21 protein-coding genes are annotated in these 18,785 nt (G+C 38.6%); 6 read left to right on the forward strand and 15 right to left on the reverse strand.

What is annotated here, in order from left to right:
• Positions 1 to 38 precede the first annotated feature (38 nt).
• From AC1Z3K_RS00325 to AC1Z3K_RS00360, 8 genes are all read right to left on the reverse strand, one after another.
• Positions 39 to 1,049: a PfkB family carbohydrate kinase gene (locus AC1Z3K_RS00325; RefSeq protein WP_426081727.1), complete on the reverse strand. Its 1,011-nt coding sequence runs from the start codon at positions 1,047 to 1,049 to the stop codon at positions 39 to 41.
• 2 nt (positions 1,050 to 1,051) lie between these two features.
• Positions 1,052 to 1,699: a bifunctional 4-hydroxy-2-oxoglutarate aldolase/2-dehydro-3-deoxy-phosphogluconate aldolase gene (locus AC1Z3K_RS00330; RefSeq protein WP_461731454.1), complete on the reverse strand. Its 648-nt coding sequence runs from the start codon at positions 1,697 to 1,699 to the stop codon at positions 1,052 to 1,054.
• Between the two features lie 196 nt (positions 1,700 to 1,895).
• Positions 1,896 to 2,657: an IclR family transcriptional regulator gene (locus AC1Z3K_RS00335; RefSeq protein WP_426081730.1), complete on the reverse strand. Its 762-nt coding sequence runs from the start codon at positions 2,655 to 2,657 to the stop codon at positions 1,896 to 1,898.
• A gap of 257 nt (positions 2,658 to 2,914) precedes the next feature.
• Positions 2,915 to 3,550: a DNA-directed RNA polymerase subunit delta gene (gene rpoE / locus AC1Z3K_RS00340; RefSeq protein WP_426081732.1), complete on the reverse strand. Its 636-nt coding sequence runs from the start codon at positions 3,548 to 3,550 to the stop codon at positions 2,915 to 2,917.
• 75 nt (positions 3,551 to 3,625) lie between these two features.
• Complete coding sequence (locus AC1Z3K_RS00345; protein ID WP_426081733.1) at positions 3,626 to 4,060, reverse strand: YwiB family protein; 435 nt, start codon at positions 4,058 to 4,060, stop codon at positions 3,626 to 3,628.
• 236 nt (positions 4,061 to 4,296) lie between these two features.
• Positions 4,297 to 5,241 (reverse strand): sugar-binding transcriptional regulator, encoded by a 945-nt coding sequence (locus AC1Z3K_RS00350; RefSeq protein ID WP_426081734.1) that lies wholly within the window; start codon positions 5,239 to 5,241, stop codon positions 4,297 to 4,299.
• Entirely contained in the window at positions 5,238 to 6,233 is a 996-nt protein-coding gene (locus AC1Z3K_RS00355; RefSeq protein ID WP_426081735.1) for an alpha-ketoacid dehydrogenase subunit beta, read from the reverse strand. Before AC1Z3K_RS00355 ends, AC1Z3K_RS00350 begins: the two co-directional genes overlap by 4 nt.
• On the reverse strand, positions 6,230 to 7,240 hold the full coding sequence (locus tag AC1Z3K_RS00360) for a thiamine pyrophosphate-dependent dehydrogenase E1 component subunit alpha (protein ID WP_461731455.1): 1,011 nt from the start codon (positions 7,238 to 7,240) through the stop codon (positions 6,230 to 6,232). The genes AC1Z3K_RS00355 and AC1Z3K_RS00360 overlap by 4 nt, the downstream gene beginning before the upstream one ends.
• A 364-nt stretch (positions 7,241 to 7,604) precedes the next feature.
• On the opposite strand from AC1Z3K_RS00360, the gene AC1Z3K_RS00365 reads away from it, so the two are divergent.
• Genes AC1Z3K_RS00365 through yidA form a run of 4 tightly spaced genes read left to right on the forward strand, consistent with a single transcriptional unit; the run spans position 7,605 to position 11,007 of the window.
• Positions 7,605 to 7,964, forward strand: a complete 360-nt coding sequence (locus tag AC1Z3K_RS00365) for a hypothetical protein (RefSeq protein WP_426081737.1) — start codon at positions 7,605 to 7,607, stop codon at positions 7,962 to 7,964.
• A complete protein-coding gene (locus tag AC1Z3K_RS00370) occupies positions 7,957 to 8,829 on the forward strand; it encodes a lipoate--protein ligase family protein (protein ID WP_461731456.1) in 873 nt (290 codons plus the stop codon). Before AC1Z3K_RS00365 ends, AC1Z3K_RS00370 begins: the two co-directional genes overlap by 8 nt.
• A complete protein-coding gene (locus AC1Z3K_RS00375) occupies positions 8,813 to 10,180 on the forward strand; it encodes an HD domain-containing protein (protein ID WP_461731457.1) in 1,368 nt (455 codons plus the stop codon). The genes AC1Z3K_RS00370 and AC1Z3K_RS00375 overlap by 17 nt, the downstream gene beginning before the upstream one ends.
• Positions 10,181 to 10,197: 17 nt before the next feature.
• On the forward strand, positions 10,198 to 11,007 hold the full coding sequence (yidA, locus tag AC1Z3K_RS00380) for a sugar-phosphatase (RefSeq protein WP_461731458.1): 810 nt from the start codon (positions 10,198 to 10,200) through the stop codon (positions 11,005 to 11,007).
• A gap of 321 nt (positions 11,008 to 11,328) precedes the next feature.
• Here yidA and AC1Z3K_RS00385 read toward each other — a convergent pair whose 3' ends face one another.
• The gene (locus AC1Z3K_RS00385; protein WP_426081741.1) at positions 11,329 to 11,778 is read right to left on the reverse strand and encodes an NUDIX hydrolase; all 450 of its coding nucleotides are present in this window, start codon (positions 11,776 to 11,778) and stop codon (positions 11,329 to 11,331) included.
• A 145-nt stretch (positions 11,779 to 11,923) separates the two neighbouring features.
• On the opposite strand from AC1Z3K_RS00385, the gene gloA reads away from it, so the two are divergent.
• A complete protein-coding gene (gloA, locus tag AC1Z3K_RS00390; RefSeq protein WP_426081742.1) occupies positions 11,924 to 12,301 on the forward strand; it encodes a lactoylglutathione lyase in 378 nt (125 codons plus the stop codon).
• A gap of 366 nt (positions 12,302 to 12,667) precedes the next feature.
• Positions 12,668 to 13,390: a gamma-glutamyl-gamma-aminobutyrate hydrolase family protein gene (locus tag AC1Z3K_RS00395; protein ID WP_461731459.1), complete on the forward strand. Its 723-nt coding sequence runs from the start codon at positions 12,668 to 12,670 to the stop codon at positions 13,388 to 13,390.
• A gap of 273 nt (positions 13,391 to 13,663) precedes the next feature.
• On the opposite strand, the gene AC1Z3K_RS00400 is transcribed toward AC1Z3K_RS00395, so the two are convergent.
• The 6 genes from AC1Z3K_RS00400 to AC1Z3K_RS00425 all read right to left on the reverse strand — a co-directional run bounded on the left by AC1Z3K_RS00400 (position 13,664) and on the right by AC1Z3K_RS00425 (position 18,780).
• Positions 13,664 to 14,488: an aldo/keto reductase gene (locus AC1Z3K_RS00400; RefSeq protein WP_426081744.1), complete on the reverse strand. Its 825-nt coding sequence runs from the start codon at positions 14,486 to 14,488 to the stop codon at positions 13,664 to 13,666.
• A 119-nt stretch (positions 14,489 to 14,607) separates the two neighbouring features.
• On the reverse strand, positions 14,608 to 15,915 hold the full coding sequence (locus AC1Z3K_RS00405; RefSeq protein ID WP_461731460.1) for a glucosaminidase domain-containing protein: 1,308 nt from the start codon (positions 15,913 to 15,915) through the stop codon (positions 14,608 to 14,610).
• 166 nt (positions 15,916 to 16,081) lie between these two features.
• The gene (locus AC1Z3K_RS00410) at positions 16,082 to 16,510 is read right to left on the reverse strand and encodes a hypothetical protein (protein WP_461731461.1); all 429 of its coding nucleotides are present in this window, start codon (positions 16,508 to 16,510) and stop codon (positions 16,082 to 16,084) included.
• 655 nt (positions 16,511 to 17,165) lie between these two features.
• A complete protein-coding gene (locus tag AC1Z3K_RS00415) occupies positions 17,166 to 17,585 on the reverse strand; it encodes a hypothetical protein (protein ID WP_461731462.1) in 420 nt (139 codons plus the stop codon).
• 336 nt (positions 17,586 to 17,921) lie between these two features.
• Positions 17,922 to 18,461: a hypothetical protein gene (locus tag AC1Z3K_RS00420; protein WP_461731463.1), complete on the reverse strand. Its 540-nt coding sequence runs from the start codon at positions 18,459 to 18,461 to the stop codon at positions 17,922 to 17,924.
• A gap of 4 nt (positions 18,462 to 18,465) precedes the next feature.
• The gene (locus AC1Z3K_RS00425) at positions 18,466 to 18,780 is read right to left on the reverse strand and encodes a hypothetical protein (protein WP_461731464.1); all 315 of its coding nucleotides are present in this window, start codon (positions 18,778 to 18,780) and stop codon (positions 18,466 to 18,468) included.
• Between the last annotated feature and the right edge of the window lie 5 nt (positions 18,781 to 18,785).

Below are 18,785 nucleotides of genomic sequence, written 5' to 3' on the forward strand. Positions count from 1 at the left end.
AGCATTCAATCTTTTGAAAGAAAAAATGCTTAGTTATTTTATCGAACAATTTTACCTGAACCTGCCGCAAGAAAGCTTTCAACCTCTTCACAGCTAAATTGATTGCAGTCGCCGTGAACCGTATGCTTCAATGCTGAAGCAGCTGTAGCAAAACGAATCACCTGCTGATAGTCGTAGCTGCTTAGCAGCCCATGGAGAACTCCGCCAGCAAAAGCATCTCCTCCACCAACCCGATCGATAATTGGATTGATTTGGTGGCATTGGGATTCATAGTAGGTTCCAGCTGCCCAAAGAGTTCCTATCAACTCGTTGGCACTTGCTGAATGGACTTTTCGTCTGGTGGAATAAAAAACAGAAATGTTGGGATATTTTTCCTGCATACTTCGATAGTAGTAAATGGTTTCTTCCTCATCAGCAGTTTTATCATATGCTGGAATTTCCAGAAAATGCTGAGCATCCAGATTCCCGGCAGAACAATAATCTACATATGGCAGGATTTGACGAATCGTTTCACCAGCTTCTTCTCTGCTCCACAGCTTTCCTCGATAATTCACATCAAAGCTAATTTTACAACCAGCATTTTTAGCACTAGTAATTAGTTCAAGAGTTAATTGCTTCCATGAATCAGAAAGTGCAGGCGTAATGCCTGATACATGAAAAATGTCTACACCATCAAACAATTTCTGCAAATCCCATTCACTGGTTTCCATCGTTGCGAAGCTCGACCCGGCACGATCGTAAATCACACTGGCAGCCCGTTCTCCTGCTCCTGATTCTAAGTAGTAGGTTCCCAGTCGGGCACCACCGCTCAGTAATGCCGAGGTATCTACTCCATAACGATTAAGGTGTTTTTTTACCGCTTCACCCAGTCCATTTGCCGGAACTTTGCTGGCAAATGAAACCTGATGTCCATAATTAGCCAATGAAACAGCAACATTCGCTTCTCCGCCACCATAATGAGCAGAAAATCCTTCGCTTTGTGCGATGCGAATCCCACCATCAGTAGACAAGCGCAGCATGATTTCTCCTAGGGTTACAACTTTTCCCATAGCTATGCTCCTTTGATTTCGTGGTATTTCGCCATATACTCGGCAGCAACTTCTGTTACCTTTTCAAAATCACCTGTCGCAGCTGGTGCCAGCAAATTACCGCCAACCCCTACTGTCACTACTCCAGCTTTAAACCAGTCTGCCATATTCTCAAGACTAACTCCGCCTGTCGGCATGATATTAAGATGAGGCATTGGTGCCTTAAATGCAGAAATGATACTCGGTCCATAAGCACTTCCAGGAAACAGCTTGATAATATCTACACCGCTCTTCAGGGCTTCCTTCATTTCGGTAATTGTCATGCAGCCCGGCAAATAAGGGATTTGATAAAGATTACAGATTTCTGCAGTCTCGCGGTCAAAAGAGGGGCTTACAATATAGTCAGCTCCAGCCATGATTGCCAAGCGGGCAGTTACAGCATCAAGAACTGTTCCAGCTCCAATCACAACCTCTGGCGAATCCTTATAATGGTCTGACAGCTCTCTAATCACTTCATCTGCACGTGGAACAGTAAAGGTCAGCTCCAAACCGTACATACCACCTTTGACAATTGCGTGACTTGCTTTAATTGCTTCTTCTTTTGTCTTTCCTCGAACAACAGCAATTACACCTGCATTTTCTAAACGTTGAAGAATGTTAACTCTTTTCAAAATAACCACTCTTTTCTTATTCGGAAATTATATTTTATTATTAGGAAATTCTTACTTTCATTATACATAGAAAAAAAGAAAATGCAAACGTTTTTTATACAGATTTCTTATAAAAAATGTTTATCCCGCTATTTTACAGCTGCTTAAAAACAATAAAATAGAGAGGGAGATTTTGACGTCTCTCCCTCTCTATACTCTATTTTCCTTTTAACACTCGCTCCAAGGCATCCTTTGTTTGTAAAACTGCTTGAATAATCATTTGTTTTGCTTCTTCATTTAAGCGGTATTTCGGCATACTAACACTGAAGGCTCCGATAATCTGCTGCTCCTTTTCAAGAGAAGCACCAATACAAAAAATATCCATTTCCATTTCTTCATCATCAAAAGCGATACCTGAACGCCGAACCTCATCCAGCTCTTTCACTAATCTTAAAGGATTAGTAATTGTATTTTCCGTATATGGCGTCAGTACATGATCAGACAAATAGCTTTGAAAGTCCTCATCGGAAAATTTCGCCAGTACTGCTTTCCCCATTGCTGAGCTGTACAACGGACGAGTAATCCCGACTTTAGAAGACATGCGAATCGTTTGATGCTTAGGCTCCAGCTTGTTGATATATAATATCTCATTATCATTTAGTATCCCTAAATGAATCGTTTCATCAATTGTCGCCTGCAGCTTTTCAAGATAAGGCAAAGTGATTTCTGCCAGATCCAGCTGCTCCAATCTTTGGTTTGCATAGCGTATCAGCTTAGAACCTAGACGATAGCTTTTATCTTCATTTTTCTGAACATAACCAATCAGCACTAGGGTATCTAATATTTTGATTGTTGTTGAAGCTGTCATTTCAGTATTTTTGGCAATTTCCTGCAGTGAGTGATTGGGATTTTCTGCCAGATAATCCATAATTTTTGCCGCTTTAATCAGTACAGTTCCATAAGGTTTCGCTTCGCTCATCAGCCTCACCCTTTCTATATAAGAAATTATATAATATAAATAGGAAAATGCAACTATTTATTTTTTTATTATAAACGCCCGCTCTTTTAAACCTCGTTTTGCTAAAAAAAGACTAGAACAATAGTCATGCTGACTATGCTCCAGTCCTTAAAAGCTGAATAAACGATACTACTATTTAGCGTATGAATAAAACTCAATCATCCACAAGCGACAAGTCGAAACGTCCTTCAAGTAAAGAATAAACATCTAACTTCGCTTTATTCTTCCTCTTCAGGATATTCGTCTTCTTCCTCATCATCAAAATCACTGTCTACATCTTCATCATCGATGATTGTCAGATCTTCTTCAATACTGGATAAGTCATCATCTGCATCCTCATCCGCTCCGATTTCCTGAAGATCACTATTGTAGGCTTTGATTTCTTCATCGTCCTCTTCTTCTTCATCCTCATATAAAATATCGATATCATCATCGTCATCTGCAGTTAATTCCGCATCTTCCGGATCGTCATCATTATAGTCGATGGCATCTTCATCATTTGTATCCATGATAAATGCATTGACTTTCTTGCGTTTTCTACGACGTGGTTTATCTTCCTCATCTTCATCCAAGCCATGTGTTACTTCTTCATCGATTGAATCAATTGGATACCATGAACGAAGACCCCATTGGTTGTCGCCTAGAGAGATGAAACTTCCATCAATATTCAAGTCAGTATAAAATTGCGCAAGAGAATCACGAATATCGCTATCAGACTTTTCAAGATAGTTTTGGATTTCATTAGCCAAGTCGGAAAAATCCATGACATCTCCTTTTTGTTCCAAAATTGCGTGAGCAACTTCAATCATGGACAACTCGTTTTTATTCAATCCTTCAAATACATTAATTTCCAAGCGGTACACGTCCTTTCACAGTCTACTCTTTATCATACAAAAACAAGCAAAAAAAAGCAATTGATTCTTTAAGAATTACGCAGTAAATTCCAATTCTAAATGATACTCGCCAATTTTTGCATTTTGCGAAGATAAATCATAGTCAATAACAATTGAACCGGAAATTGGCTGGTCCTTTAAGCTGAACCTCAAATTATGCGTATAAGTCGTAATTTGGAATAGTCCGTACGGGGTACGATAAGCTGTTTCTAAATGTTCACGATAGCCGAATTTCAAACGCATGCGCAAGTCTCCAGCGCGAATCAGCTGGATTTTGCCATCTGGTTCTACTTTGATTGTCACAGGGACTTGCTCGCCATCCTCTTGTTCTTCCTTATAACGGATATAAAGCGTATCACCAATTTTAACCATTTGACCAGTTAAATCAAAGTAAAAATTCTTTTTTTCCCCTTCCTGGGTTACCTCTGTTTTCAATTGAATCGAAATATCTGTTCCTTGCTTTAAATCCATAAGAAACACTCCTCCAGTACGATGATTAAGCATATTATTTCTTAAGCAGATAGGTTTGAGACTCTTGAACTTGCTTATCTGCCTTACTAAAGCGTGCTTTCAAACTGATAGACTCTAGCTTCAGCCCACTTAGTTCTTTACACAAGAAACACCTTAATCTCTAAATTTTATAAAATCAATCATTTTATGCGTATATTTATTTTATAACCAGAACAAAGTAAAATGCAACTTTTTCTCTACGACAACAGTAATTCAGCGGTGGTCTGATTAGTTACTAATATTGAACAGTAGTTTCCGATTAACAAAGGACGAATACTCTCGGCTTTTTCCTTTCCGCTTCCGATGACCATCACCCGAGAAATATTAGCCAAATCCTCGACCTTGATGCCAAGCATCCGCTCGCTAATAGTATTGTTCACTGTCTGACCATTTTTGTCAAATAAGGAGGCTACTGCATCTCCCTTGACGCCGTCTTCTGTTATCTTATTGATATCCTCTTTGGTGAAATATCCCAGCTGATTCCAAGTAGAATGCTTAATCGGATTGCCCACACCGATAATCGCCAAGTCTACTTTTTTGGCAAAATCCATTGCGGTGTTCAGCAGCCTGCTCTGATTCAGACTTTCTGCCAGTTCTCTGCTTTCTGCTAAAGCCGGGATATAGGCATACTGACAGCGGCTGTTCAGCTTTTCCGATAGCTGGAAAGCCAAGTGATTGGTGTCATAGTATAAATGCTCGCTGGAGACACCCCCAACTAGTGGACAAACGTTCACTGTAGGAAAAGAATAGAAGGGCAGCGCATCAATCATATCTGCCAGCGTCGTTCCCCAAGACAGCCCAATCGACATGTGCTCTGTCAAGATGCTTCCCAGATAATCAGCGGCTGCTTCACTAACCTTCTGCTTTATTTTAAGTGCAGGAGTGTATTCGTTATCCGGCACCACAATAACCTCATCCAAGCCGTAGTATTCCTCCAGCTTCAAACTAAGCTTGACAGCATAGGCAGAATCATCTCGAATTGAGATTTTTATCATTCCCTCTTCTCTTGCCTGCTGCAACATTTTAGAAATAACCGGTCGTGAGATTGCCATCTTTTTTGCAATCTCCGCTTGCGTTAAACCAGAATCATAATACAGCGTGACAATCTTCAACAGTTTCCTGCGGTCTTCACTAAGTTTCATTCGATTCCGCCGCTTTCCTTCATCATTTTCTGAATTTCATTTACCAAGGTTTCCACTTGGGGAACAGCTCTTTGTTCCAGCTTCTGCTGTGCAGGCATTGGCACAAACTCGCCGCCTAAGCGGACAATAGGATAAAGCAACTCACGGCTGATTTTTGACTCGGCAATAACGGCGGTGAGTTCCGCACTAAAACCGCTGTTTTTCACAGCCTCTGTTACAACCAGTACACGGCGTGTTTTCATAACTGAAGAAAGAATCGTTTCTTTATCCAATGGTACCAAAGTTCTCGGATCAACGACCTCGATTTGAATCCCTTCCTTAGCCAGCTGTTCTGCGGCTGTCAGGGCCTTATCCACCATGATTCCTGTTGCAACTACAGTCACATCCTGTCCTTGCCTCTTAACATCTGCTACGCCAATCGGCAGGCTGTACTTTTGTTTTGGCACAGCCATGGCTGTTTTATACAATAATTTATGTTCATAAAACATCACTGGATTATTGTCTTCAATCGCTGCGTGAAGCAGTCCTTTTGCATCATACGCATTAGAAGGCTGAATCACTTTTAAGCCAGGAATATGTGCCATCCAGTTTTCCAGACTTTGCGAGTGTTGTGCTGCCGCTCCTGTACCTGAACCGCCTGCTGTCCTCATCACCATAGGTACAGAGGCTTTACCGCCATACATATAATGAATTTTGGCAGCCTGATTGACCAGCTGATCAATTGCCACTGTGATGAAATCAGAGAACTGCAGCTCCATTACTGGACGCATGCCAGTCATTGCAGCACCGACAGCGGCTCCTGCGATGGCACTCTCAGAAATAGGTGTATCCCGCACCCGTTCAGGTCCGTATTTTTCCTGAAGTCCCTTGGTCGCTCCAAATCCGCCACCGTATACGCCAATGTCTTCTCCCAGAAGAAATACTGTTTCATCCAGCGCTAACGCTTCATCCAACGCTTCATTGACAGCATCAAGATAGGTTATCTCTCTCATTTTCCAATCGTTCCTTCCTGATAGACGTCTTGCCATAACTCATTCAAGTCAGGCTCTGGATCTGCTGCTACTGAACGAATCATCTCATCCGTCTCCTTTTGCACCGAAGCTTGAATCCCGCGTAATTCAGCTAGACTAGCTGCTTTCTCTTTTAATAAATAGTTTTCCATCCGTAAAATCGGATCGTGATTTTCCATCCAATAGCGGCATTCTTCTTCTGAACGATAAACAAGCTTATCTGATTTAGAATGCCCCTTATAACGATAGGTAATCGCTTCAATTAAGGTCGGTCCCTTGCCGCTACGGGCCTTTTCAACTGCGCTTTTAACTGTCCGGCTCACTTCAAATAAGTCGTTCCCATTAATCGTGAGTCCCTCTATTCCGTAACTTTCTGCGCGTACTGACAATCTGTCTACATTTACCATTTGCTTAATAGAGCTGCTCATTCCATACTGATTGTTTTCAATTAGATAAATAACCGGCAGATTCCAAATAGAGGCTAGATTCAGTGCTTCATGAAAGCTGCCTTCATTTGTGGCACCGTCACCAGCGTAGCATAGAACAACTTGGTTAGTTTTATTCATCACAGCACTAAGAGCCGCCCCGGCTGCAATCGGAAAATTCCCTCCAACGATTCCGTTTGAGCCAAGATTTCCCACCGCTAAATCAGCGATATGCATACTGCCGCCTTTTCCGTTGTTTGTCCCAGTTGCTTTCCCCAGCATTTCGGCCAACATTGCACGGCGATCCGTTCCTTTGGCAATAGCATGTCCATGATTGCGGTGAGTAGAAAGCATCCAGTCATCCTGACGTAAGATACCGGCACCGCCAACGGCGGTGGCCTCCTGACCGATACAAAGATGCATCGTACCATACATCTGTCCGCTGTCAAAAAGCTGTTGAACAGCCTCCTCAAATATTCGTATCTCCCACATCTTCCGATAGCTTTCTAAACTGCCGTTTGAAAGAACTGTTGATGTTTCTGACTGATCGATTGGATGAATCATACCTATCCCCTTATTCTTTATGTATTTTATTTATCTGAATTTTTGTAAAGATCTTCATTTTATGAGCAATGGCTTTTGTCCATAGCCTAAACAAAGAAACGCATTCTTAATACAAATCCTTTATGGAATGTATACATGCCTGAATAACAGCCATTGCTCTTTTAGCTGACGCTTAGCTATTAACCATATCTTTACATTTGTTCTAGAGTAAATCATATGTAAACAGTTTAGCTGTTTCTCACTATTCTGGCAAGACTACTGGAAAAATTCTCTATTTATCTTAAGAAAAATAAAAGTTTCTTTATACTTTTACTACAAGACTTTTGCTATAAATAGTTTATAATAGAAATCGGGGGTGGAAACAATGTTGTTTCATGATGAAGAAGCAATGCTCTTCTGCATGCATTGCCAAAAAGAAACACTCCATGACATCCAATACCTGAATGAAGTCATTTCCAGTATTGAATGCGAAGAGTGTCACAATAAAATGAGTATTGATATTGATGCAATGAAAGAGTTCTATCATTATTTATATGAACGTCTGGTTTCCAAACCTGGACGGCTAACAGAGGAAGCTCGTAAAGATTTCAGCCGCTTCTTATCCTCTATGCCGATGCGGCTGCTCAGCAAACCAGTCAGGTTCAGCAATGAGTATTCACAGATGAATAAAGAAGTAAAAAAATACGTTTCAAAAACACAACAGGATGATGACACTTATGACTAATTTGAACCGGCTCCTTTTCAGCCAGCCAGTTGCTCTGCTTGATCAGAATATTCTTTCTTCTGGAGATACACTGGTTCCTTTCGCTTTGACAGATACATTAACCGCTTTTGCCGAAAAGCAGCAAAAACCAATTCTACATTTTTGGCAGTTCAGTCAGACCATGATTTTAGGGATGAAGGACACTAGAGTCCCTCATTTTTCCGAGGGAATAGCTGCATTAATGAAGCATAATTATCAACCAGTAATCAGAAATTCCGGCGGTCTGGGCGTTATTGCCGATCAAGGTGTTTTAAATCTCTCTTTGATTCTGCCGAATCCCCCAGAACACAAATTGACCATCGATAGAGCCTATCTCATCATGTCTGACTGGATTGCTTCAGCCTTTCAGACAAAAGAAAAGCGCATTGAAGCGTACGAAATAAGCTCTTCATACTGCCCTGGAACCTTTGATTTAAGTATTGACGGGAAAAAATTTGCCGGGCTTGCTCAGCGGCGTGTAAAAAACGGTATTGCTGTTATGGCCTACCTAAGTGTTGAAGGAAATCAACTGATGCGTGGTGAAGTCGTTCGTCAATTTTACCAAGCCGCTTTGAAAGATGGTTTTGGACAAAACGGCTATCCGGCTGTTGATCCAACAGTCATGGAAAATCTGGGTACTTTAATTGGGGAGGAATTAACTGTTGCAGAAGTCAAAAACAGACTTTTATTTTCCTTTGAAGAACACTTTGGAAAATCTTTACATGAAGAGCCGCTTGAATCGTGGACGGCACTCGCTGATTTTTCAGAGGATTATCACAAGCAGCTTGAAAAAATGGTCCAGCGCAATCAACAACTAAAGGAGGAAACGAATGCCTTATTCTTATAAAAATCAATATCTGCCTATTGAAAAGGTCTTTCGAGATCCTGTACATAGCTATATTCATGTACAGCATCAAGTCATATTAGATTTGATTGATTCCAGTGAATTTCAGAGACTGCGCCGCATTAAGCAGCTGGGAACTTCCTCTCTGACCTTCCATGGAGCAGAACACAGCCGTTTCTCTCACTCCTTAGGTGTTTATGAAATTACGCGCCGAATTTGTGATATTTTTCAGCGGAATTACTCTGTTGAACAAATCGGTGAAGATGGCTGGAATGATGAAGAACGTTTGGTTGCCTTATGTGCCGCCTTGCTTCATGATGTAGGACACGGTCCGTATTCCCATACCTTTGAGCATATTTTTCAGACGGACCATGAAAAATTTACAGTTGATATCATTACTTCTCCTGAAACAGAAGTATTTCAGATTTTAAACCGTGTTTCAGCGGATTTTCCAGAAAAAGTGGCTAGCGTCATTACGAAGGAATATCCGAATCCTCAGGTTGTTCAAATGATTTCCAGTCAAATTGATGCCGATCGAATGGACTATCTGCTTCGAGACGCCTATTTTACAGGAACAGAGTACGGGACTTTTGATTTAACTCGTATCCTTCGAGTTATTCGTCCCTATAAAGGCGGAATTGCCTATACGATGAACGGCATGCATGCTGTTGAAGATTATATTGTCAGCCGCTATCAAATGTATGTTCAGGTCTATTTCCATCCTGTTTCCAGAGGGATGGAGGTTATACTGGATCATCTGCTGCATCGGGCGAAGGAGCTCTACGAAGAGCAGCCAGAGGACTATCTCTTACATTCCCGCCTGCTTGTTCCTTTTTTCAAAGGTGATTATACCCTGCAGGAATACCTAAAACTGGATGACGGCGTACTAAGTACGTATTTTACTCAGTGGAGCGAGCTGGGGGACTCGGTTCTAACTGATTTAACTAACCGTTTTCTGAAAAGAAAACCGTTGAAATCCGCTACTTTTTCAACTGGAACAGCTGATCAGACAATTGAACATCTAAAGAACTTGATAGAAAAAGTCGGATTTAATCCCAAATACTATACAGCTATTAATTCCAGCTATGACTTACCTTATGATTTTTATCGCCCTGAAAAAAACAGTCACCGGACTCAGATAGAAATTATTCAAAAAGACGGCACACTTATCGAACTATCAAAGGTTAGCCAGCTGGTTGCAGCGTTAGCCGGACAAGGTCAAGGGGATCACCGCTTTTATTTCCCTAAAGAAATGCTTCAGCCTGCCAAGCAGCAGCATCTGGATTTATTTGAAGAGACATACCATGAATTTCAATCCTTTATACACAATGGTGCAATTATTGAAAAGAACTAAATACTCAGGAGGACACTATGACTATTAAACTTGTAGCAATTGACATCGACGGGACACTATTGAACTCTAATCGCGAGATTACTCCTCGTGTAAAAGAAGCAGTAAAAAAAGCCAACGATCAGGGTGTTTACATTGTATTATGTACGGGCCGCCCAATTCCTGGAGTGGAAAATTTTTTACAGGAGCTGGATCTTTATAAAGAAAATGATTATGTCATCACGTATAATGGCTCTCTGGTACAAGCGACAAAATCAAAAGAAGTAATCTCGGAATATTCTCTTCCCTACGAAGATTTTCTTGAGATTGAGCTTATGGCGAGAAAACTCAATGTTCATCTTCATATGAGCGATGAGCAGTCCATCTATACCTTTAACCGTGATATTGGAAAATACACGGTACATGAAGCTTATCTAGTCGATATGCCTCTACGCTACCGTTCAGTTGAAGAAATCACACCGGAAATCAAAGCTATAAAGATGATGATGATTGATGAACCTGAAATACTTGATGAAGCAATCAGTAAAATTCCTGAATGCTTTAAAGAAAAATACACAACTGTGAAAAGCACTGAATTCTACTACGAAATTTTAAATAAAGAAGCCAGCAAAGGGAACGCATTGAAAAAATTAGCTGCTCATTTGAATATTCCTATCGAAGAAACTATGGCGATTGGAGATAATGAAAATGATCTTTCCATGATTGAAGCTGCTGGTATTGGTGTGGCCATGGGTAATGCAACTGACTCCGTTAAAGCGGCGGCTCAAGTTGAAACGGCCTCTAATGACGAAGATGGTGTTGCAGAAATTTTATTTAAATACTTGGATTAAGAAAAAGTAGGATTTCCTAAAAAATTTTCATTCTATAAGTCCTTCTTTACTTTTAGAAAACCTTACGAACACAGCTGGTCTTTGTGAGTTTGGGCCAAAAGTGTTTTGCTTCAAGCAATAAGCCGTATTATATTGAAAATGTAGCATTTTCGTATAGTACGGCTTATTTCTGAAGAAGGACCTTTTATTGGGATTTAGACATGTAAAGCGTCTGGAAATTGATTGTTGTCCTATATTCATAACCAATTAAAAAGGCGTATGCACGAACTCCTGTCTATTTGACTAGAATTCAGACATACGCTCAGCTATTTTGCTTGAATCTTATTCTTGGTTTTGCTTTTGCCACTCTTTTACTGCCCATTTGTGGCTTCCGCGTTTTAAAAGCTCCGTGCCTTCTGTAATAGAAACCCAGCGAATCGTATTGCATTTTTCCAGTGGTTCACTCAGCTGCTGCCATTGAGCTGCTACATAAAAATACCCCGGATTATAATAATCTGTACTACGATGGCGGGAATGGAAATACTCATCCGCCTGACCTAAGTACTTTTCGATTTCAACTTTAATCCCTAACTCTTCAAGCATCTCTCGATCAATCGCCTGTTCTTTTGTTTCCCCTTCCTCTATCTCTCCCCCAGGAAGGAAATAAGCCCCGTTCGGCGCCTGAATCAGCACCATTTCTTTTTCTTCATTTCTAGTGACAATAATATAAGCCCCTAATCTTGTTTTATACTCCCGCTGATTTAATTTTTCTCCAAAAGTGGGAATTTTCATAGAAACAACTCCTTTTAATCCCTTTAATTTTACATGAGAAATTTCTAATGAACAAGCAAAAACTTATCATTTTTAGTGGTCTATGCTAGTATTGAAGAGAAGGACTACCTATTTATTCGTTTTATATAGAAAGGATGATTTATCAATGAAAATGGCACATACCTGTGTTCGTGTGAAGGATTTGGATGCTTCACTAGCATTTTATAAAGAAGCTTTTGGCTTTGAAGAAAGCCGCCGACGTGATTTCCCCGAACATAAATTTGCTTTGGTCTACTTAACCTTACCAGGCGATGATTATGAACTTGAGCTAACGTATAACTATGACCACGAAGCTTATGATCTTGGAAACGGCTATGGACATATTGCTATCAGTACAGATGACATTGAAGCACTTCATGAAAAACAAAAAGCTGCTGGCTTTAACGTAACAGATATGAAGGGTTTACCTGGAACACCTCCTTCTTACTTCTTTATTACTGATCCAGATGGATACAAAGTTGAAGTTATCCGTACGAAATATTAAGCCAATTACAGCTATTTTTTGAGTCTATGACAAAAAACTTAATGCCGAGACGTTCGACTTATCTTTGAAAAAACTATTCTTGCTGCTACTCGCTGCAGTTTAGTACTGGTAAATCCTTTTGTCTCACTATTTTGTTCAGATTAATAGAGAGCCGGCAGAAATAGAAGCCGGTTCTCTATTTCTTTTAGACTAAAAAATAAATAACTGACTGCTGAGTAAAAATAAATCAATGCTGGTTGTTTTTTCCTGTCTTCTTTTATACTTTTTCTGAAACAAATCTCATTGCTCTTGGGATTGAGACGCTTCAATAGCCTTTTCAGAAAAAAATGATAGAATAAGAAATAGAAAGAATAAAGGAGTGATAAGATGACAAAACCAATAATCGGAATTGCTGGAAACCAGCTGATTCATGCTGCTGACGTTTTTCATGGCAATCAGGTATCCTACACCCCACAGGGATTTGTTGCTGGTGTTCAACAAACCGGCGGTCTGCCCTTCGTGTTGCCAATCGGGGCACCTGAATCAGCTTCCGCATATATTGAAAAAATCGATAAACTCTTACTAGCTGGCGGTCAAGATGTTTCTCCCGAATTTTACGGTGAAGAACCACATCCCAAGCTTGAGGAAACAAATAAAAATAGAGACAAATTTGAATTAGCACTTATTTCAGAAGCAATAAAGCAGAAAAAGCCCATTTTTACCGTATGCCGAGGAACACAGCTACTGAATGTTGCTCTGGGCGGAACTTTATATCAAGATCTTTCTCAGTATTCAGACTGGAAAGTTAAACACAGCCAAGAACCAACTGCTCCTGAATTTCCTACACATTCTATTACAACTGAAAAAGGCAGTATATTGAGCCGCTTATTAGGAGAGCATTATCAAGTTAACTCTTATCATCATCAGGCGATTCATACATTGGCTCCTGATTTAACTGTCACCGCCCGAGCTGCTGACGGAATTATTGAAGGTGTGGAAGGAAAACAAGCGGATTCCCGCATACTGGGCGTTCAATGGCATCCTGAATTGATTTTTCATAAAGAACCAAAAGAACTAGGACTTTTCGACTATTTCGTTAATGAACTATAAAATAGTTCTACATTTAATTGCTTTTATAGAATTAAAAAACTGAATGAAACCTTAAAACTTGAAACAAAACCAGCTGTTTTTGTTTTAAGTTTTTTTATTTTTGGAAAAATCTTTTTTTGATTCCCACTTGTTTTTGAAGATTTTATTTTATCAATCAGTTATTTAATTTTTTTGTTTTTAACTATTCAAAAAGATGTCGGCAATTTTTTTTGCTGACACAACATAGTAAAATAGAGAAAAACAGCTGGCTATGATTCGCCAGCTGTTCTTTAATTAAAAGTTAAAATTATCTGGATCAGCACCTAGTCGTTCATTACTGTTTAATCCGTCAATTTTCTTCATATCTGCTTCACTTAATTCAAAATCAAACACATCAAAGTTTTCTTTGATCCGGTCTTCATGAACAGATTTAGGAATCACAATAATATCACTTTGCAGATGCCAGCGGATAATTACCTGCGCTGCTGTTTTTCCGTATTTTTCTCCAATTTCAATTAAATCAGCATTTTTTAAAATTGTTCCTTGACCCAGAGGAGACCATGCTTCAACAGCAATGCCTTCTTCTTTCAAAAATGCCCGCAAGGGTTCTTGCGTCAAGGTTGGATGCAGTTCAATCTGATCAACCATCGGCTTAACCTTCGCACTAGTCATTAAGTCTTCAATATGGTGCTGATGGAAGTTAGAGACACCGATGGCTTTTGCGCGACCACTGGCATAGATTTCCTCCATTGCCCGCCACGAGTCCTTATATTTATCTTTCACAGGCCAGTGAATTAGATATAAATCCACATAATCCAGACCTAATTTTTTCAAGCTTTCATCAAATGCTTTTAGTGCTGATTCATAGCCTTGATCGGCATTCCACAGCTTGGTTGTAACGAAGATTTCTTCTCTTGGAACACCAGATTGGCGAATCCCTTCTCCTACACCCTCTTCATTTTTATAAACAGCTGCTGTGTCAATCAAGCGATACCCTGCTTTTAATGCCCACTTCACAGAATCAATCACTTGATTTCCATCTTCTACTCGCCAGACACCTAGTCCAAGCCGAGGAATTTTATTGCCGTTTGCCAGTTCTTTGGTTTTTTCAAAAGTCATAGTATTAATCCTTCCTTTCTAAAAATCCACTACATATTTATTATACGCTATAAACGGTAAAGTTTGAAAAAATTAGTTTACCTATTTCTTATGTGAGTGAAGCTATCTGAAAGCAGCCTTCATTCTACGCTTAATTGATTGGGGGAAAAATCTTTAGGCATAATATAAGTATGGGTGTCTGCATTTACTTTATCTATTATTCGATAGGAGACTACATTCAAACCGATTACGTTCATTTCAGAAAGCAAGATGCTGCCATTTTCGTAGACATGCTCTACGAAAGCAACGTGCCCATAAACAGCATCTGCCCCAGCAGCTCTTGGTTGAAAGCTGACCACAGTTCCAGCAGCTGGATGATGGGAAACTTCATAACCTCTTACAGCTCCCGTCTGCCCCCAATCCATGCCGTTTCCCATGTCTACATCCAGATACCCTCCTAACTGTTTCACCCGATTATAGGCATACTGCGTACAATTACCAAACGCATAGTATTCTGCTCCATCATAGTTTTCACCAAAATACTGGATAAAATCACTGTCCACACTTTCTTCTGATACAATTCTGCCAAAATCTGTTATCACTGATTCCGGTAAATCATAGTTCATTAACTCGTAAGCTTCTATTAGAGCAATTAATTTTTGATCATAGAGAATGTCTGTCGCATAGACTCCTGTTAACGCTTTTGCTGCTTCTTGATAGCTCTGTGCAGAATCTTTCCATGCTTGCTGATAGATAAAAGGGTTCCAGTCAGTCCCCTCTTTTAAAAGTACTGCATAATCCTGAAAAGATTCCTCATAACCTGGATAGCGTTTGAATGCAGCTTCAATCTGATACCAACTGCCATAGCCATCGTCTTCATAGGTAGGAAATGCAACAAAGCTTCCATTATAAGCTCCCTTCACTCCAAACAAGTTATAATAAGGGCTTTGACTAAGCTGACTATTCCCAGATCCGCTCTCCAAAATTGCCTGTGCAATCATCACTGAGCTGTACAAACCATATTCCTGACCTATTTTACGGGCCTGCTCGCCGATTTCTTGAATAAATACTTCAGTTTCATTCGTTCTTTCAATGGTAATTGACTCAGGTAACCATTGATTTTCCTCATAATTTAATATACTGCTTCCCGTTGTTTCATCTTCTGTAGTTTTTGTCTCCTCTTCAATAACTGACGACTCAATTGCTTCTGGCTCTACTGCTACTCCTGACTCTACCCCATCAGAAAATTCATTGGTAGGACTTAAAGATTGCTCTACAATCAGTTCATTCGTAGTATCAGTATAAACGGTTCCACTCTCCCCATTAGAACTTGGGATTTCCATTTCCTTTGAACTCTCTATTCCACTTTCCATACCATGCACAATAGGAACATTTCCTGCCATCCCCATTAAAATTATCAATAGTACCATCAGTTGTTTTTTTATCATTGCTGTTTTCCTCCAATCATTTCGCTACTTTAATTTTTCATACAAAAAAGGCTTCGTCATTAATATACGAAGTCTTTCTGGTTTTTATTTTTTTAGGTGAACGATATTGGGGTTATATTTACAACATTCCCTCTCCTGCTTTCTTAAAAACAACATATACAAATAACTATTTATAATAGAGGCTGATTTCAACACCGCCGCCTTTCATATCAGTATAAGAAGTCACTTCACCCCAACTTCGTTTGAATATAATGGCTGTAGCAGTCTTTTCATAAGGTTTTCCAAGCTGTTCTTCCAACCAAGTATCATGGCTCAACCGCTTTAACCGATTGCGTTCATTTGACCAGTCAGCATAACTATTTTGAAGATTTTTATCTGCATTAGATAAATTGATTCCTTTGAGCGTATCTTCCTTAAATACAGCGGTAAACCAAAAGAATAAGCCTGAAATAAGAACTGGCTTATTCAACATTTTCACACCAGAATAATTATCTCTTCTTAACAGCTCCTTAAACAGCTGGATAAAATGTTGCTCTTCCATAAATGGATAAATCCGTATATCTCCAATCAAAATACTACCATCTTCATTATTCATATTTTTTGCCCCTCTTTGTCCTGAATCAGAAAATATAGATTTAATATCCGTAATATTTAGTTTAATTATTTCGCTATATTAATGATAATCTAGACCGTCTGATTTTTTCCCTTCACTCGCTAGAATGTTTCAAGTAATACTTCAATTTGTTTTTTCTCTATGCCATAGTTCACTGGAAAAACAGCCATGATTTCTTCAAAAAAAGTGAATCCTGCGGTCAAAAGAACGCTTAAAAAAAGCTGTTCCGGTAATACCCACTTGCTTTTTTCTTTTCCTTCTTTAGTAAAAAGAAGCTGCTTTCCAGGTAGCTTTTTAAAGCTGATTCTAATTGGCTGATCCGGAAAATAAGTTTCTGCCTGTCCCTCTTTTAAATAATCTTTTCGTTGTATTTCGTTGTTACATTAAAATTTTCATTTGACACATTTCCTCATCACCTTATATTTATCTGAATCCTATCTAAATTCATAACCAATAATATTAATCCTATTTTATTTTAACATTTTAGCTGCAATTATTTAAGAAAATCCAAGGGTTTTAGAGCTATTCACTTACATTTTTATGCCAGCAAAAAACACCCCGAACATGACTTAACTCTTGAAAGTTAGCTTATAGTCTAACTTTTTAGGTAGGTCAAATTCCGAGGTGTTTCACTGTTTTAAGTATTAAACCAGTCCTCTGGTTTAATACTTAAAATGTAGTCTACTCTATATTTTGTATCAAGGCTGGTCTCTACAATCTCATACTCTTTTTTCTCCAATAATTGTTTGTAAACTAGAACATCTGCCTTTAGCAAATCAAGCTCTGGATTTTCAAGATTTGAGATAACTTCATCAATGTTATTCAACTTTTCAAGTAAATAATCAGCTATTTGTCCTCTGTTCAAGCTTTCAATACCCATTCGAATAAAATGAGCATACATGACAAATGTATTCAAATTTATTAATCCAGTGTAATCATCAATTGATTTTGAAGTAGCCTGAGCAACAGTCCAATCCATTTCATCAATATATTCTTCAAAATTAAAATATACGTTATCTCTTATTTCTTCATAATTCATATTCTCTGTTCTACCCATATTATTAATTACTCATCCTCTAGTATTTCAGGTGTTATCCTGACACAGTTCATAACTTTAAATAAAAGTTCATTGAATGAGTTTGCTTCATAATCTACAACAAAGTTATTATTACACCCATAAAAACTTCCATTTTTCGCAATAAAAAGCAATTAAACATCTTTCTTTTTTCTGAATCTCGTACAATAGGCAGAAATTCTTTATCAGTTTCTTTAATGCTTAACTTATTATTTTGCTTTAACAATCTTAAGAAATTCATATATCAACCTGTCTTTTCGATTGCACCTTTATGAGATGTAACTAAATTCCCATAATCTACCATTCCTACTCGTAAAACTATCCATTTTGATGATTTTCAACAAAATTTAAAGTTACTTTTTCATTATTCAATAGTGTTGGTACTGTAATTTTATTAAAAACACTATTTTCAGAAAAAGCATGGGTATAAATCGTAACGAAGCCTTCAGCAGCCTCGGCGAATCGCTCTTCTAAATTTATCCAAGCCTGCTTTACATCTTCTTTACTAATTTCATTTTCTGGATTAAACAAATCTAATGATAAAAATTGTTCCCCACCTTCAGTACTTTCTACAGTACCTGGTTGAACGTCTGATTCTGATTTGTCTATTACTTGCAAAGACATATCAGCAAATATGAAATCAATTTCACGATTCCATGAAATACTTGACAAAATTTCCGATAAACGTTTTGCCGTAATCCCATTAAACTCTCCTACTTCCGGCACCAAAGTAACATCGGGCTCTCCTATCCTTTGCTCAATCGGTAAAATCAACTTCTTATCTCCGTTCGTAATCGATATAAATGACCAACCCATCCTTATAAGTAGTTCTTCTTCTTTTTCCATTAATTTATACATTATTTCACTCCATCTCCAGTAAAGGCGTATTTAAATCATGGGGTGGTTCTTCAATAAAATCTAAGCTTTCTTCATAAACCTGTTTATTCATTTTTTTTATAGTCATATAGTTAATACGTCTGAATAACTCTTTATTTTGTTTGGAATTTAATTTCACATTTTTTTTAGTCAATTTATTTTCTACATAACTCAGCCCTACCCAAAGTACTTCATCTCGAAAATCTACAACATTACAGTATGCTATACAAGATAAATCCTCATACAATAAGTTAATCTTTTCATTGTATTTCGTTATTACATTAAAATTTTCATTTGTCATGTTTC

This window comes from Enterococcus sp. LJL128 (assembly GCF_056924295.1).

What these genes read in the sequence shown, in the direction of transcription:
- AC1Z3K_RS00325 (WP_426081727.1), bottom strand. Translation starts at nt 1,049, where the DNA reads ATGGGAAAAGTTGTAACCCTAGGAGAAATCATGCTGCGCTTGTCTACT.
- AC1Z3K_RS00335 (WP_426081730.1), bottom strand. Translation starts at nt 2,657, where the DNA reads ATGAGCGAAGCGAAACCTTATGGAACTGTACTGATTAAAGCGGCAAAA.
- AC1Z3K_RS00345 (WP_426081733.1), bottom strand. Translation starts at nt 4,060, where the DNA reads ATGGATTTAAAGCAAGGAACAGATATTTCGATTCAATTGAAAACAGAG.
- AC1Z3K_RS00350 (WP_426081734.1), bottom strand. Translation starts at nt 5,241, where the DNA reads ATGAAACTTAGTGAAGACCGCAGGAAACTGTTGAAGATTGTCACGCTG.
- AC1Z3K_RS00355 (WP_426081735.1), bottom strand. Translation starts at nt 6,233, where the DNA reads ATGAGAGAGATAACCTATCTTGATGCTGTCAATGAAGCGTTGGATGAA.
- AC1Z3K_RS00360 (WP_461731455.1), bottom strand. Translation starts at nt 7,240, where the DNA reads ATGATTCATCCAATCGATCAGTCAGAAACATCAACAGTTCTTTCAAAC.
- AC1Z3K_RS00365 (WP_426081737.1), top strand. Translation starts at nt 7,605, where the DNA reads ATGTTGTTTCATGATGAAGAAGCAATGCTCTTCTGCATGCATTGCCAA.
- AC1Z3K_RS00370 (WP_461731456.1), top strand. Translation starts at nt 7,957, where the DNA reads ATGACTAATTTGAACCGGCTCCTTTTCAGCCAGCCAGTTGCTCTGCTT.
- AC1Z3K_RS00375 (WP_461731457.1), top strand. Translation starts at nt 8,813, where the DNA reads ATGCCTTATTCTTATAAAAATCAATATCTGCCTATTGAAAAGGTCTTT.
- yidA (WP_461731458.1), top strand. Translation starts at nt 10,198, where the DNA reads ATGACTATTAAACTTGTAGCAATTGACATCGACGGGACACTATTGAAC.
- AC1Z3K_RS00385 (WP_426081741.1), bottom strand. Translation starts at nt 11,778, where the DNA reads ATGAAAATTCCCACTTTTGGAGAAAAATTAAATCAGCGGGAGTATAAA.
- gloA (WP_426081742.1), top strand. Translation starts at nt 11,924, where the DNA reads ATGAAAATGGCACATACCTGTGTTCGTGTGAAGGATTTGGATGCTTCA.
- AC1Z3K_RS00395 (WP_461731459.1), top strand. Translation starts at nt 12,668, where the DNA reads ATGACAAAACCAATAATCGGAATTGCTGGAAACCAGCTGATTCATGCT.
- AC1Z3K_RS00400 (WP_426081744.1), bottom strand. Translation starts at nt 14,488, where the DNA reads ATGACTTTTGAAAAAACCAAAGAACTGGCAAACGGCAATAAAATTCCT.
- AC1Z3K_RS00405 (WP_461731460.1), bottom strand. Translation starts at nt 15,915, where the DNA reads ATGATAAAAAAACAACTGATGGTACTATTGATAATTTTAATGGGGATG.
- AC1Z3K_RS00410 (WP_461731461.1), bottom strand. Translation starts at nt 16,510, where the DNA reads ATGAATAATGAAGATGGTAGTATTTTGATTGGAGATATACGGATTTAT.
- AC1Z3K_RS00415 (WP_461731462.1), bottom strand. Translation starts at nt 17,585, where the DNA reads ATGGGTAGAACAGAGAATATGAATTATGAAGAAATAAGAGATAACGTA.
- AC1Z3K_RS00420 (WP_461731463.1), bottom strand. Translation starts at nt 18,461, where the DNA reads ATGTATAAATTAATGGAAAAAGAAGAAGAACTACTTATAAGGATGGGT.
- AC1Z3K_RS00425 (WP_461731464.1), bottom strand. Translation starts at nt 18,780, where the DNA reads ATGACAAATGAAAATTTTAATGTAATAACGAAATACAATGAAAAGATT.